This is a genomic window from Vibrio sp. E150_018, assembly GCF_053544035.1.
In genome coordinates, this window is record NZ_JBHGNY010000001.1 from 293,446 (window position 1) to 307,352 (window position 13,907).

General features: G+C 40.4%; 9 protein-coding genes and 1 riboswitch. Of the genes, 6 read left to right on the top strand and 3 right to left on the bottom strand.

What is annotated here, in order from left to right; all coding sequences use genetic code 11:
• The first annotated feature begins 252 nt into the window (after positions 1 to 252).
• Positions 253 to 3,351, top strand: a complete 3,099-nt coding sequence (gene ydiJ, locus ACE3G9_RS01455; protein WP_417881141.1) for a D-2-hydroxyglutarate dehydrogenase YdiJ — start codon at positions 253 to 255, stop codon at positions 3,349 to 3,351.
• Positions 3,352 to 3,441: 90 nt separating this feature from the next.
• On the opposite strand, the gene ACE3G9_RS01460 is transcribed toward ydiJ, so the two are convergent.
• Entirely contained in the window at positions 3,442 to 4,407 is a 966-nt protein-coding gene (locus ACE3G9_RS01460; protein WP_449218277.1) for a porin, read from the bottom strand.
• A 207-nt stretch (positions 4,408 to 4,614) separates the two neighbouring features.
• Positions 4,615 to 5,718 (bottom strand): anhydro-N-acetylmuramic acid kinase, encoded by a 1,104-nt coding sequence (locus ACE3G9_RS01465; protein ID WP_449218278.1) that lies wholly within the window; start codon positions 5,716 to 5,718, stop codon positions 4,615 to 4,617.
• Between the two features lie 426 nt (positions 5,719 to 6,144).
• Between ACE3G9_RS01465 and nagZ the strand changes: the two genes are divergently transcribed.
• The gene (nagZ, locus tag ACE3G9_RS01470; RefSeq protein WP_449218279.1) at positions 6,145 to 7,137 is read left to right on the top strand and encodes a beta-N-acetylhexosaminidase; all 993 of its coding nucleotides are present in this window, start codon (positions 6,145 to 6,147) and stop codon (positions 7,135 to 7,137) included.
• An 84-nt stretch (positions 7,138 to 7,221) separates the two neighbouring features.
• A riboswitch (purine riboswitch) is annotated at positions 7,222 to 7,334 on the top strand.
• A 180-nt stretch (positions 7,335 to 7,514) separates the two neighbouring features.
• Complete coding sequence (locus tag ACE3G9_RS01475) at positions 7,515 to 8,525, top strand: adenosine deaminase (protein WP_449218409.1); 1,011 nt, start codon at positions 7,515 to 7,517, stop codon at positions 8,523 to 8,525.
• 116 nt (positions 8,526 to 8,641) lie between these two features.
• On the opposite strand, the gene ACE3G9_RS01480 is transcribed toward ACE3G9_RS01475, so the two are convergent.
• Positions 8,642 to 11,011 (bottom strand): fatty acid cis/trans isomerase, encoded by a 2,370-nt coding sequence (locus ACE3G9_RS01480; RefSeq protein ID WP_449218280.1) that lies wholly within the window; start codon positions 11,009 to 11,011, stop codon positions 8,642 to 8,644.
• Between the two features lie 484 nt (positions 11,012 to 11,495).
• Between ACE3G9_RS01480 and ACE3G9_RS01485 the strand changes: the two genes are divergently transcribed.
• The 3 genes from ACE3G9_RS01485 (at position 11,496) to ACE3G9_RS01495 (ending at position 13,783) form a co-directional block, all read left to right on the top strand.
• Complete coding sequence (locus ACE3G9_RS01485) at positions 11,496 to 12,032, top strand: DUF3332 domain-containing protein (RefSeq protein WP_417881146.1); 537 nt, start codon at positions 11,496 to 11,498, stop codon at positions 12,030 to 12,032.
• Between the two features lie 185 nt (positions 12,033 to 12,217).
• Positions 12,218 to 12,451, top strand: coding sequence for a hypothetical protein (locus ACE3G9_RS01490; protein ID WP_417881147.1), 234 nt, complete (start codon positions 12,218 to 12,220; stop codon positions 12,449 to 12,451).
• A 288-nt stretch (positions 12,452 to 12,739) separates the two neighbouring features.
• On the top strand, positions 12,740 to 13,783 hold the full coding sequence (locus ACE3G9_RS01495) for a GMP reductase (protein WP_449218281.1): 1,044 nt from the start codon (positions 12,740 to 12,742) through the stop codon (positions 13,781 to 13,783).
• The last annotated feature ends 124 nt before the right edge of the window (positions 13,784 to 13,907 follow it).

Below are 13,907 nucleotides of genomic sequence, written 5' to 3' on the forward strand. Positions count from 1 at the left end.
CATTAATAGGCTGATTGTTTGGGTAAAATAATGAGCCGCATATTCTACCGTTTTTTGAGCGTGTAAGAAAGAACAACAGGTGAGCTTAAGTTACAAAATATAAATCAGCAGAACACGGTATTTTCTACTCCTCACTGTGATTGAAATAAGGTAAAGTGGAGCGATTTAAAATATATACTCAAGTATCTTGACGTCACTGGGTATAATCCATTTCTAGCTGAAGGGATCAGCGATGTAGGGGCATGATGCGTAATGTTGGCAAATAGTAAATCTTCACAATCATCTTCAACTCAAACTTTCTTACCATCTCTAAATCAAGGTTACGATGTTGAGCCTTTGGTCGATGCTTTCTTAAATGAATTAAAAGCGTCTGGCTTTACTGGCGACATCGAGCAAACCTATGCAAGCCGTTTGGCTGTCGCGACCGATAACAGTGTTTATCAGCAACTTCCTCAAGCGGTAGTGTTACCAAAAGATAATAAAGATGTGCAGCTCATTGGTAAAATAGGGGCACAAGACAAATTTGCTACCATCACTTTCTCACCGCGCGGTGGGGGCACTGGCACCAACGGACAATCATTGACCAAAGGTATTGTGGTCGATATGTCGCGTTATATGAACAAAGTGCTTGAGGTTAATGAAAAGGAAGGCTGGGTTCGTGTTCAATCTGGTGTGATTAAAGATCAACTTAATGACGCCGTTCGTTCTTTCGGATATTTTTTCTCGCCAGATTTATCGACTAGTAACCGAGCAACATTAGGCGGAATGATTAATACCGATGCGTCTGGTCAAGGCTCGTTAAAATACGGTAAAACTTCTGATCATGTATTATCGCTGCAAGCCGTGTTTGCTGATGGTTCAATGTATGAAACCGATGGATCACAAGGTGAGCCTGAATTAGGTACATTGGCTGATAAAGCGTATCGAATGACCGAAGTGGTTTGCCGTGAAAATCGCGCGGCCATTGAATCGAAATTTCCACCATTAAATCGTTTTTTAACGGGTTACGATCTGAAAAACGCTTTGTCATTCGAGCAAGATGAATCGGGTGTGTTTGATCTAGGTCGAGTGCTTTGTGGCGCAGAAGGTTCATTGGCTTTTATTACGGAAGCAAAACTGAATTTAACGCCAATTCCTAAATCTCGTTCTTTGGTTAATATTAAATATAATTCTTTTGATTCTGCATTAAGAAGTGCACCATTAATGGTTAAGGCGCAAGCGTTATCGGTCGAAACGGTGGATTCAAGGGTATTGAATTTAGCTAAGCAAGATATTGTGTGGCATACCGTGAGTGAATTGCTCACCGATGTTCCGGGTAAAGATATGCAAGGTATCAACATTGTTGAATTTGCAGGCCAGAACGATCAAGAAGTCAAAGCGCAAGTGAGTGCGTTAGTCGACACATTAGAAAAACAGCTTGAAACGGAAGATGGCGGCATTATTGGTTTCCAGGTTTGTCATGATTTAGAAAGCATTAATAAAATCTACAACATGCGTAAAAAAGCAGTTGGGCTTCTAGGTGGGGCAAAAGGGCGAGCCAAGCCGATTGCCTTTACGGAAGATACTTGTGTACCACCGGAAAACTTAGCGGACTTTATTGCTGAGTTTCGCACGCTACTTGATGAAAAATCACTAAATTATGGCATGTTTGGTCATGTTGATGCTGGGGTGCTTCACGTTCGTCCTGCTTTAGACCTGTGTGATCCTGAACAAGAAAAAATGATGCATCAGGTATCGGATGAAGTCGTTAAGTTAGTCGCTAAATATGGCGGTTTAATGTGGGGTGAGCATGGTAAAGGTTACCGCTCAGAATATGGCCCTGAATTTTTCGGCGATGAATTGTTTACGCAATTGCGTCGAGTGAAAGCCGCATTTGATCCACTCAATAAAATGAACCCGGGGAAAATTTGTACTCCGCTTGAAAGCCAAGATCAGCTCGTGAAAGTATCGGATACCAAGCGTGCTTTTTATGATCGCCAAATTCCGGTTACGGTGCGTGATAGTTTTAGACAAGCCATGGAATGTAATGGTAACGGCTTGTGCTTTAACTATGATGTGAACTCACCTATGTGTCCGTCAATGAAGGTCACAGCGGATCGTCGTCACTCTCCAAAAGGTCGCGCAGGTTTAGTGCGTGAATGGTTGCGTCAATTAACCGCAAACGGAGTAGATATCCTCGATTTAGAAGAAACGACATTAAAGCAGTCAACGTCGATAAAAAGCATGATTGATCGCGTGCGTAACTCGATGAAGAAGAAAGATGAATATGATTTTTCTCATGAAGTTTTCGATGCTTTAAATGGCTGTTTAGCGTGTAAAGCGTGTGCTAGTCAATGTCCGATTAATGTTGATGTACCATCTTTCCGTTCACGCTTCTTAAATGTTTACTACACTCGTTATCAGCGTCCAGTTAAAGATTACCTAGTGGGTAATATTGAAAGTTTGCTACCATTAATGGCGGCTATGCCAAAAGTCACCAATGGTATGTTGGGAATGGGGTGGGTGCAGTCTTTAACTAAAAAGACCGTTGGCTATATCGATACCCCGTTATTATCACTACCAACCTTAAAACAGAGTTTAGACAATCAACAATGGGATAGCCGATTCAGTTTGTCACAACTACAATCGCTGTCAGAAGATAAACGCCAAGACTACCTATTGATCGTTCAAGATCCGTTTACGAGTTTTTATGATGCTGATGTCGTGTCAGACTTTGTTGATTTAGCCGTGAAACTGGGTAAAAAACCAGTCGTATTACCGTTTAAACCCAATGGTAAAGCTCAGCATGTTAAAGGTTTTTTAAAGCAATTTACTCAAACCGCCACTTCAACCGCTGAGTTTTTAAATCAGCTGGCTGAGCTAAATATTCCTATGGTTGGCGTCGACCCTGCAACTGTACTTTGTTATCGAGATGAATATCGCGAGGTACTTGGTGAGAAAGCGGGAGAGTTTCAGGTTTTAAGCGTGCATGAATGGTTACAGCCAAACCTCGCGACATTTGTCTATTCGGCAAAAGCGGATGATAAACCTTGGTATTTGTTCTCTCACTGTACCGAGAAAACCAAGTTACCCAACTCAGAAAAGCACTGGGGCGAAATCTTTAGCCACTTTGGCGGTGTGTTAACGAGCATTTCTGTTGGCTGTTGTGGTATGGCGGGAACCTTTGGTCATGAAGCAGATAAGTTTGAAATGTCACAAGGTATCTATCAGCTAAGCTGGCAGCCAAATATTAACCGTTTGGACAAAGAGCGTTGTTTGGTTACTGGCTATTCTTGTCGTAGCCAAGTGAAGCGTTTTGAGGGGATGAAGCCTAAGCACCCACTACAAGCCTTGCTTACGATGTTGGAGTAGAGCATTAAGCAACTGAATCGTTAAATAAAAAAAGGCCTGAAGCGAAAGATATCGTTTCAGGCCTTTAGTTTTGGTCATGTTTCTCAATGATTAGAAATCGTAACGGATACCCGCTTGGATTTGATCATCTAGGTCATCAATCATTTCAAACTTGTAACCAGCGTAAGTGCGTAGGTTGCTGTTGAACTTGTAAACTGCTTCGATTGCAACGTTATCAACTGCGTCATCGTTGCCATCATTTTCTGTTGCGTAGTTATATACGCCAACGAAAGTCCACTTATCCAGTTTGTATTGAGCTGAAACTTCATAACCATCGTTGTCATCACTATTACCAGTAGCGTCATCGCTAAAGTTCATTAGATAAAGAGCACCGAAAGTAAAGTCTGCAATAGAGTATTGTACACCGATATCAACTTGGTTAGCGTCTTGGTCAGCGACTTTACCGCCAGCATAGCCCACACCAAAATTTAAGCCGAAATCAAATGAGTACATACCAGCAATCGTGTATTGGTCAGAATCTGCTTCTTCTTCAGCGAGGTAGTTAGCGCCGAGTGTAAAGCCGCCAAATTCACCTTTATATGCGAAGTTGTTTTCTTGCTTATCGCTACCTGCACGTAAAGCTACGGCATCATCGGCATCTGCGCCAAACGTTGCCATGGTATCGGTGAAGTCCGTGATCATCACTAATGCAGTATCTTGTTTACCGTAAGAGAAATCACCCACTTGAGTACCAATACCACCGAATAGGTAACGAGTTTTGATGCCATCAGATCCGTCAACTTCATTTTCGTACTTACCAAAACCTGAAAGGTCATCTGTTATTTGAGTCTTACCAGAAATACTTAAACGAGCACGGCTTTTATCGTTAAATGCACTTTCGGTTTTATCTCCAGTGGTTAGATCATATTCTTCATTGTTATCTGAAACATTGAAACGTGCCTCTGCACGGCCGCCAATTTTCAGCTCAGAAGTATCATCCTTATAAACGGTCGCTGCTAGAGAAGAAGTAGAAACCATTGCTGTCAAAATTGATGTGGCTAGAACTGCTTTTTTCATTGTTTTAAATCCTATTTTTTAAATTAGAGACTTACGTGTCTTCTTGGTGTTGAAAGTACTCTAGAATAGGAATGTTAAGAATTGGTGTCTGTTGTATTACGTTTTGATGTATTGCTAGAGGTGATAACAAAATGTGATCTATATCTCGAAAAAAGCCAAAATGCAGAACACTTTGGCTTTAAATTGATTGGGATTTTGCAGATTAAGTTATGAAGGTAAGTAGATTGCGCCTAATATCGCAAAGCGTGAAGCTCCGGTTGCAGCAGGTAGGTTACCCGGTAAACCATTGATCGTTTGATGTGCGAGCCAAGCAAAAGCCATTGCCTCCATGTAATCGGCATCAATACCATATTTCAATGTATTGCCTATTTGCCATTCGGGAAGCCGTTGTTGCAATCTTTCCATAAGCAATGGGTTATTTGCACCGCCGCCACAAGCCAATAATTCATTGGTGCGATTTGCTTGAGTCAGCTTTTCTACTTCGTTAGCAATAGTGATAGCGGTAAATTCAGCGAGCGTGGTAAGGACATCTTCATTACTTAGAGTAAAGCCAGTTAATTTTTGTTCTAGCCAAGGTAGGTTAAAGAGTTCTCGTCCTGTGCTTTTCGGCGCAGGAAGTTGTAGGTAACTTTCGGTTAATAGTGCTTCAAGAAGTGATTGATCTACTTTGCCAGATCGAGCGATTGCCGCATCTTTATCATAAGGTTTACCAAAGTGCTTCTGAACCCAAGCATCCATTAACATGTTACCTGGGCCTGTGTCGTAGCCTGATGTTTGATCACCATCAATGATGGAAATATTGGCAATGCCGCCGATATTTAAGATCACGATATTATTATCAATGTGATCAAATAGTGCTTTATGAAATGCAGGAACGAGTGGTGCACCTTGACCGCCCAATGCCATATCTTTACGACGAAAATCTGCAACCGTAGTAATGCCAGTTTGCGCGGCAATAATATTGGCATCACCCATTTGCATGGTGAAAGGGTAAGCGGAATCTGGCGCATGAAACACCGTTTGGCCGTGGCTACCAATCGCTTTGATATCGTCTCTATTTAAACTGTTTTTATCGATTAGTTGATCCACTGCATCGGAAAAAACCTTACCCAAACGATGATCAATTTCGCCGATTTTCAATAACGTGGTTTGTTGGCCAATGCACACACTTAATACGTCTTGTTTTAAATCCTCAGGCATGGTGAAAAAATCTTGTGCCAGTAAGCGAATCGACTTGCCATCGGTTTCAACTAATGCGGTATCCACACCATCTAAACTGGTGCCAGACATAATGCCGATATATTTTTCCATAGCTTACCTTTTGAGTCGTAATCTAAAATTAATTAGTTTAAAGACAGAGTTTTAAACATACATGATTAGTGTCAGAATAGTGTATACCCAAGTCACTTCAAGATGCGAGTTTCAGCAAGATTAAAACAAGTTTTAGGCAAGGCAAATTGAATATGATCATAGTTATTCTATCTCTGTTCAATTTAACGCAGCATAAAGCTTGTTTTAACTTGCCCTTCGGGAGCTTCATCCAAACCTTTATACCGCATCAGATTGGTTTGAAAGGTGCTTACATTCCTTCGCCAATCTTCCTTGTCTAAAGGTTTGGATGATAGCTCTGAATTCTGCATCTTGAAGTCACTTGGGTATATAACCTTAAAATCAGTACCATAAATCACGTTTGTCGATTATTTTGGTGCAATATTCGATACTGAGAAGGAAAATACAATGGGTCCATTGTGGTTAGACGTTGAAGGCTATGAACTTGATCCGGAAGATAAAGACATTTTGGCGCACCCAACCGTTGGTGGTGTGATCTTATTTGCTCGCAACTACCATGATAATGAACAACTTATCGCGTTAAATCATGCTATTCGTCAAGCAGCTAAGCGTCCTATTCTTATCGGTGTTGATCAAGAAGGTGGTCGTGTACAACGTTTCCGTGATGGCTTTACCAAAATTCCACCGGCTAAAGCCTATGCTGAAATGGAAAATGGCGTTGAAGCGGCAAAACTTGGCGGTTGGCTAATGGCAGCAGAGCTGATTGCTCATGATATCGATTTAAGTTTTGCGCCTGTACTGGATCAATCCTTTCAATGTAAAGCGATTGGTAGCCGTGCCTTTGGTGAAGACCTTGAGACTATTTTGACCTACAGCTCTGCTTATATGAAAGGCATGAAGCAAGTTGGTATGGCAACCACAGGTAAACACTTTCCTGGCCATGGTGGCGTGATTGTTGATTCTCACTATGAAACCCCATTTGATAATCGCAATGATATTTTTGAAAATGACATGGCGATTTTTAAAGCGCAGATTGATGCTGGAATTCTCGATGCCATGATGCCAGCGCATGTGGTTTACCCTAATTACGATGACCAACCAGCCAGCGGTTCGCCTTATTGGTTGAAGGATATATTGCGTAATCAACTTGGTTTTAAAGGCATCGTATTTTCTGATGATTTAAACATGGAAGGTGCCGCAATTATGGGCGGACCAGCCGAGCGTTCTTTGAAATCAATGCAATCAGGCTGTGACATGGTATTGATGTGTAATAACCGCCCATCCGCAGTTGAAGTGCTCGATAACCTACCCATCGTAGAAGTAGCGCAAGCGATGAGCTTACTTAAGCAGCAGAGCTTTAGCTTAAAAGAACTGCAAGCCACAGAACGTTGGCAGCAAGCGAATCGTATTATGAATCAATATTGGGATAACGCGCAGTAATACAGAATTTATTGCAACCCAAAAGAAGTGGTGGGATTGCATTCTCACCACTTTTGTTCCAAAATTCTCATCAGTTAGGCTGCTTAGAGTAGTCTACAATCCTTTCGTATAATCTCACTGATTGAACCGTTTGTTCTAGGTGTGAGAGTCTCTACCAGAATCCTCAAATTCTGATTACGAAGAGTAAGCGGGCGATCGTTTTCTCTTTGTATCAATACTATCAATCATAACTTTTAAACCCATTAAATTGGATACCTTGCTTATCTTGATTGATAGAAGTCACCTATACTCGATTTAGAGCAAAGGTTTACCGAACAAAAGAAAAATCGTTGCGCATTCATTTTTAATCGAAAAGGATGTAACCAATGAATCCACATATAACCGCATTTATCCAAGGCTTACCCAAAGTCGAATTGCATTTGCATATTGAAGGATCACTTGAGCCCGATCTCATGTTTGAGCTTGCTAGGCGCAATAACATTGAAATTCCATTTAAGTCACCTGAGGAAGTGCAAGCCGCTTATCAATTTGAGGATTTGCAGTCGTTTCTTGATATCTATTATCAAGGCACCAATGTGTTGATTAATGAGCAAGATTTCTTTGATTTAACTTGGGCTTACCTACTGCGTTGTAAGAAAGATAACGTGATCCACACTGAAATTTTCTTTGATCCGCAAACTCATACTGCGCGTGGTATTGCTTTTGAAACGGTGATTAGTGGTATTGATAAGGCGATGCAAAAAGGGCGCGTGGAGCTCGGTATTTCGAGCCAAGTTATCATGTGTTTCTTACGTCATTTAGATCAAAATTCAGCCTTTGAAACCTTAAAACAAGCGTTGCCATTTAAAGATAAGATCATCGGAGTTGGGCTTGATTCTTCTGAGCAAGGTCATCCACCAGAAAAGTTTAAAGAGGTATTTGAAGCGGCGATTGAGTATGGTTTTTTAACAGTAGCGCATGCAGGTGAAGAAGGACCGGCAGCTAATATTCATAATGCAATGAAGCTACTCGGTGTTTCACGAATCGATCACGGAGTACGTTGTGTTGAAGATTCTGAATTGGTAAAACAGCTAATAGAAGACCGCACGCCATTAACGGTTTGCCCACTATCGAACACTAAACTAAAAGTTTTTGAGGATATGAGCGATCACAATATTGTCGATTTATTGCGACAAGGGCTGTGTGTCACGATTAATTCTGATGATCCGGCTTATTTTGGTGGTTATATGACGGATAACTTTATGGCGGTGGCGGAAGCATTACCGTTATCGCTGGAAGAGCTACAAGCATTCTCACTTAATGCGATTGAAGCAAGTTTTATTAGTGATGAAGAAAAGAAAAGGTTGGTAGATCAGGTTACTTGCTTTAGTCGTGAGTTTCTGGCTTAAATCGATTTAACTTATCTAGATCATAGAGCAAGTATAAAAAAAACAGGCTTGAATATCGCTTCAAGCCTGATTTATATCCAAGTGACTTGGGTATCTATATGATATTAATTGACGGATTATCGGTTTTCGAAGCGGTTATAATCTAGTAATCCAGCTTCTATCGGTTGGTCGTTTTCATACCATTTATGTAATTTGTCACTAAAGGCCCAAAAATCAGGATCACTGCGTCGAATACCATATTTATCTAACAAAGAGATGTAGTCTTGATCTTCTTTAATGCTGGATAAACCTTGATAAAAATCGGCGATATCTTTTTCTTGTACCTGCATAAAGGCGGCAGGGTAACTTCCCACTACACCTTTCACAAACGTCAGATCATCATTTTCTAGATCGCGATTACTTTCTTCATCAAATAAGCTCGAGATATTAGTATGAGCGTTATTATGAATTAAGGTAAATACCTGATCTTTACCGCTGTCTGTTGTGATAAGAACCGTTATTAACTGCGGTACTTGGCGTAATCCTTTGCCTTTAATATCATCAATTTTACGCAAAATAGCTTCATTTTGTTGCGATAATCCGGTATCACGAATTTCGTATCGATGGCCAAGCACTGGTTCTAAACGTTTCTCAAGCATGGTATACAATTCATCTTGCGGCTTATCGGTTTTATATTGAATGCTGCTTGGTTGCTCAAATGTTTTCACATCACGCTGAATAAAGGCGCTTAGCTGTGGTGATGGGTTTTGATACCAGCTTTCCATTAATTCATGTCTGTCTTTAATCGGTAGTAAGGATAAGAAGTTTTCCTCTCCTTCCATTCGTAAGAAATCCATAAACATGCGAGTCATCAGCTGGTGGCCGAAGTTGCCGTACACATCAAACCCATCGACTAATAAGTATTGAATTCGTTCTAATAACGCATAGTCAATAATCCAAGCGGTTTTAGGTGGTTTACCTACTAAGCCTTTGACGACAGAGGCACTATCAAAGTGACGGAATATCGTTAAGGCTGCATTATCATTTTTACCTTCACCATCCCATACGAGGTCGGTGGTTAAATGAGCACCATTTTCGAACCAATGATTCATCGCTTGCGTTTTAGCTTTTAAGTAACGAGCTTGCTGTTCAGAATAAGCAACCCATTGATAAATAGGTACGACATTACTTTGTTTTTCCGATGGTAATTTTAAGTTGTCCGTTTGGTCATAATAGAACTTTTTAACATCAGGTAGTTGGGCAGTTTTAGGGTCAACAAAGAACACCCAAAATCGGTCATTAATAACATTAAGCGCTAATTGGCCCCGACACACAGGGCCTTTAATAAAGCTCATAATGGTATTTTGCGCGTTATCTAGCATGAAGTTATAACGAGCTTCTACCGGTAGGGCTGCAAAGGCAGTCATTGGGTTAGCTGCTACTGTTGGTTTATAGCTAGGTAGTTCTTTTACGTCATAGTCTGGTTTGATAAACAATTCTTGAATACGAATCAGCTTATTATCATTGAGTGCATAAGGTTGGTGGGTTTTATCAACAATAGTGGCAGGGTAGGCGACTAGGCGATAATAAACGCGCTCAACATTTGGATCATCGTAAGGGCGACGAGTGGCAATACGATTGACTGGTTGACCTGGTGGTGTTGTTGAACGAACTAAAGCAAAAAATTGAATAGGTGTATCTTTGGTGGCTTTTAAATGATCGGAAAAATAGAGATGTGATAAAAATAAGTGCTCATAAATATAACGACTAGTAAGCTGCTGTTTTAATGAACCACCATTGAAAAAGGCCTCCCACTTTTTTACTTCAGTTTGCTGATCGTTAGATAATGGCGCATGTGCCGTCATCGTTGCACCATTAGATAACCATGCCATTAATTTGTTGTGCTCAGTATTATTTAACGCAGGCATTCCATAAGGCATTCCCCAGGTTGGATAGTCAGCTTGATATTGGTCTAAGCCTTCAATGGTTGGGCATTGTTGGTTACGATCTATATTAAAATCAAAACCTTCTAATTGTTTTTGGTCGGGTAATGGGTGAGCTTGTTTTTGTTCTAATAGACGAGCAACTAAGCCTGCTTCCAAGTTTGCTTCTGGAATTTGTGAACGCTCATTCAAAATAGGATGGAAGCCAATATCGCGCCATTGTTCTGTGGTTTGAGCATCTTCAAATAAACGAGTTGGGTTAGATGCAGTAAGGCGGGTACCTTTATAAACAAGGCTCTTGTTAGCACCACGATCGATACCTTCAACGGAAGACAATTTTAACTGACAAGGCGCATCATAACAGGCATGGCAAACTACGCAGCGATTATCTAAAATAGGCTTTATTTCATTAACAAAGTGCTGGGCGGCTTTACTGTTGTATTCTGGGGTTCTATCTTGGATTTGTGCTTTACCGAATAAATTATCGTAATTTAATCCGGTATAGACGGCACAGCCTGAAAAAAGGGTGATCAAAAATAAGAAAGTTAGGTGTTTTAATTTCATATAAATACCAAGAAAACCCATATAATTAAGTGCTTATCATCAAGAATAGCAAATAAGTGGTTAATAGAAAAATAAACAATTGAAGCTAGGAATTTAAATTTTTATAATCACGTCTTATGTTAAGTAAAATACTATAAAAATCAGTTTGTTGAATGTTTTCTGTGAAAATCTTTATTGTATTGCTAGCTTAAGGCATTACACAATTTATTTTGTATTTTTTTGGATTCTACCTGCTTAAAAAATAAGGTAAAAAAGTTTATTTTAATTATAGCTGTGTGCTAAATTCACTATACCCAAGTGACTTCAAGATGCAGAATTCAGAGCTATCATCCAAGCCTTTAAGCAAGGAAGATTGGCGAAGGAATGTAAGCACCTTTCAAACCAATCTGACGCGGCATAAAGCTTGTTTTACTCTTGCTGAAATTCGCATCTTTAAGTTACTTGGGTATAAACATTTTTAAAATATTAAAAACGAGCATATTGAATGAAAAAGTTGAAAGTAGCGATCGTAACAGCGCTTGGCGTGACAACTCTAAGTGGCTGTATGGGTCAAATGGGCGTTACAGGCCTAGTCACTAAAGTTAACTTAATGGCTGTTGATAACCGTTATGCACGTGAAGGTGTTTTCCTTCTTCTCAGTCCAGTTTACGGTATTGCTACTATTGCCGATTTATTCATTTTCAACTCAATTGAGTTCTGGACAGGTAGAAACATCATCACTAATAAAACTCCAGCGCTTGTTGATAAAAGCGTTGAAGCTTGGTTAAAAGTGAACGATAAAGTCGATAGCTCTCTAACTGGTGTTCCAGTTCAGAGTAACGTTGCTGACGTTGAAAACACAACTATCCAAAAAATTGACAACAACACGCTAGAAATGAATATTTCTTACGTAAACGGCACTCAGAAAACGCTACGTGGTGTGAAAACTGGTGATGCTGTTGCGTTCTACGCGAACAATGAACTTATCACTACAGTAAGCGTTCAAGAACTAGAAGATTACGTAGCATCAGCTCAACTGTAATCAACATTTTTTAGCGACATTGCTATAAGATTATGTTTAGGGTCGATCAGTGATGATCGGCTCTTTTTTATTTGTTTAATCTGAAACTGGTGTTATGTCTGTATGAGTTCGACTTAAGTTCTACAGATTTCTTCCTCAGAACACGGCATAGTGATTTTAAAGGTGAAAAGGGAGAGGGGGTGACAATGGAAATGTTCTTGATTGTGTTTGAAAAAGCGGTGCTGTTATCTGGTATCGCAGGCGTTCTATTTAGCTTATTTGAATATGGAAAACGTAGCCAAGATTGGAAAGGAGTCGTGACGGTTTTCTATAAGCGTGTTGATATGACAATGAGCGAGTTCAAGTTTTATAAGTTTGGAGTTAGTTTGTTAGTTTTTGCGGTCGTTCTTCGGATTGCGATTCTTACATTCTTTCCATAAAAGACTGATAAATAATGAATTTCATTTCATCCAGTATTGACTTGGTAGTCAGTTTCTGAGTTGCTTTCTGACGTAAGGTATCACAAAAAAATTTAAAATAGCAGACTAGCAATAAAAAAATCACAGCCTATAATGCTGAAAACCGGAGCGTCTGCCAACGCTCCGGTTTTTTTGTGTCCGAAATATAGATGAGCACTTCTGCCAAAGTCGTCATCTCGCATGCAATAGATACACGATTGCCGCGCCAAAAGGACGCATACACTCTATGTCATTAAGGAAATTTGCATTATGCGTATCGAACAAGAACTTAAGTTAGGCTTTAAAGATGTGTTATTTCGCCCGAAGCGTTCAACATTAAAAAGTCGTTCTCAAGTAAATTTAACTCGCGATTTTACGTTCAAGCACAGCGGACGTCAATGGTCTGGTGTACCAGTTATTGCCGCTAATATGGATTCTGTTGGTAGTTTCGATATGGCGAAAGCGTTAGCAGAACATGGTGTAATGACTGCAATTCATAAACACTACTCAGTAGAAGACTGGAAAGGCTTTATCGAATCAAACGATGCGAGCGTATTAAATAACGCAATGGTATCAACTGGTACTTCAGAAGCTGATTTTCAAAAAACTAAAGACATCATGGCAATGAGTGATGATTTGATCTTTATCTGTGTTGATATTGCGAATGGTTATTCTGAGCACCTCGTTGACTACGTAATGAAAGTTCGTGAAGCGTTCCCTGATAAAGTGATCAGCGCAGGTAATGTCGTTACAGGTGATATGGTTGAAGAGCTTATTCTAGCGGGTGCAGATATCGTTAAAGTTGGTATTGGCCCAGGTTCTGTATGCACGACTCGCGTGAAAACCGGCGTTGGTTACCCACAACTTTCCGCTATTATCGAATGTGGCGATGCCGCTCACGGCCTAGGTGGCATGATCATCGGTGACGGTGGTTGTACATGTGCAGGTGACGTATCGAAAGCCTTTGGTGGCGGTGCAGATTTCGTAATGTTAGGCGGCATGTTAGCTGGCCATGAAGAATCAGGCGGCGAGCGCATTGAGCAAGATGGCAAAACCTTCATGAAGTTCTACGGTATGAGTAGCCAGTCTGCAATGAAGAAGCACTCAGGTGGTGTAGCCAAGTACCGTGCTGCGGAAGGTAAAACCGTATTGATTCCATTCCGTGGAACCGTGCATGACACGATCAACGATATTCTAGGTGGCGTACGCTCAACTTGTACTTATGTTGGTGCAGCGAAGCTTAAAGAGCTAACCAAGCGTACTACTTTTATCCGTGTTCAAGAACAAGAAAACAATGTGTATGGTAGAGAGTAGAGTTTTCGGATGTGAATAAACTGGATTACTAATACCAACAAAGGCCGCTTTTTTAAGTGGCCATTTTTATTAATAACCATATAAATAAGTTGATATTTTGATGTCAATCGACAATGACTCTGAG

Coding starts and splice junctions, on each gene's coding strand:
- ACE3G9_RS01465 (WP_449218278.1), bottom strand. CDS start 5,718: ATGGAAAAATATATCGGCATTATGTCTGGCACCAGTTTAGATGGTGTG.
- nagZ (WP_449218279.1), top strand. CDS start 6,145: ATGGGTCCATTGTGGTTAGACGTTGAAGGCTATGAACTTGATCCGGAA.
- ydiJ (WP_417881141.1), top strand. CDS start 253: ATGTTGGCAAATAGTAAATCTTCACAATCATCTTCAACTCAAACTTTC.
- ACE3G9_RS01495 (WP_449218281.1), top strand. CDS start 12,740: ATGCGTATCGAACAAGAACTTAAGTTAGGCTTTAAAGATGTGTTATTT.
- ACE3G9_RS01480 (WP_449218280.1), bottom strand. CDS start 11,011: ATGAAATTAAAACACCTAACTTTCTTATTTTTGATCACCCTTTTTTCA.
- ACE3G9_RS01490 (WP_417881147.1), top strand. CDS start 12,218: ATGGAAATGTTCTTGATTGTGTTTGAAAAAGCGGTGCTGTTATCTGGT.
- ACE3G9_RS01460 (WP_449218277.1), bottom strand. CDS start 4,407: ATGAAAAAAGCAGTTCTAGCCACATCAATTTTGACAGCAATGGTTTCT.
- ACE3G9_RS01485 (WP_417881146.1), top strand. CDS start 11,496: ATGAAAAAGTTGAAAGTAGCGATCGTAACAGCGCTTGGCGTGACAACT.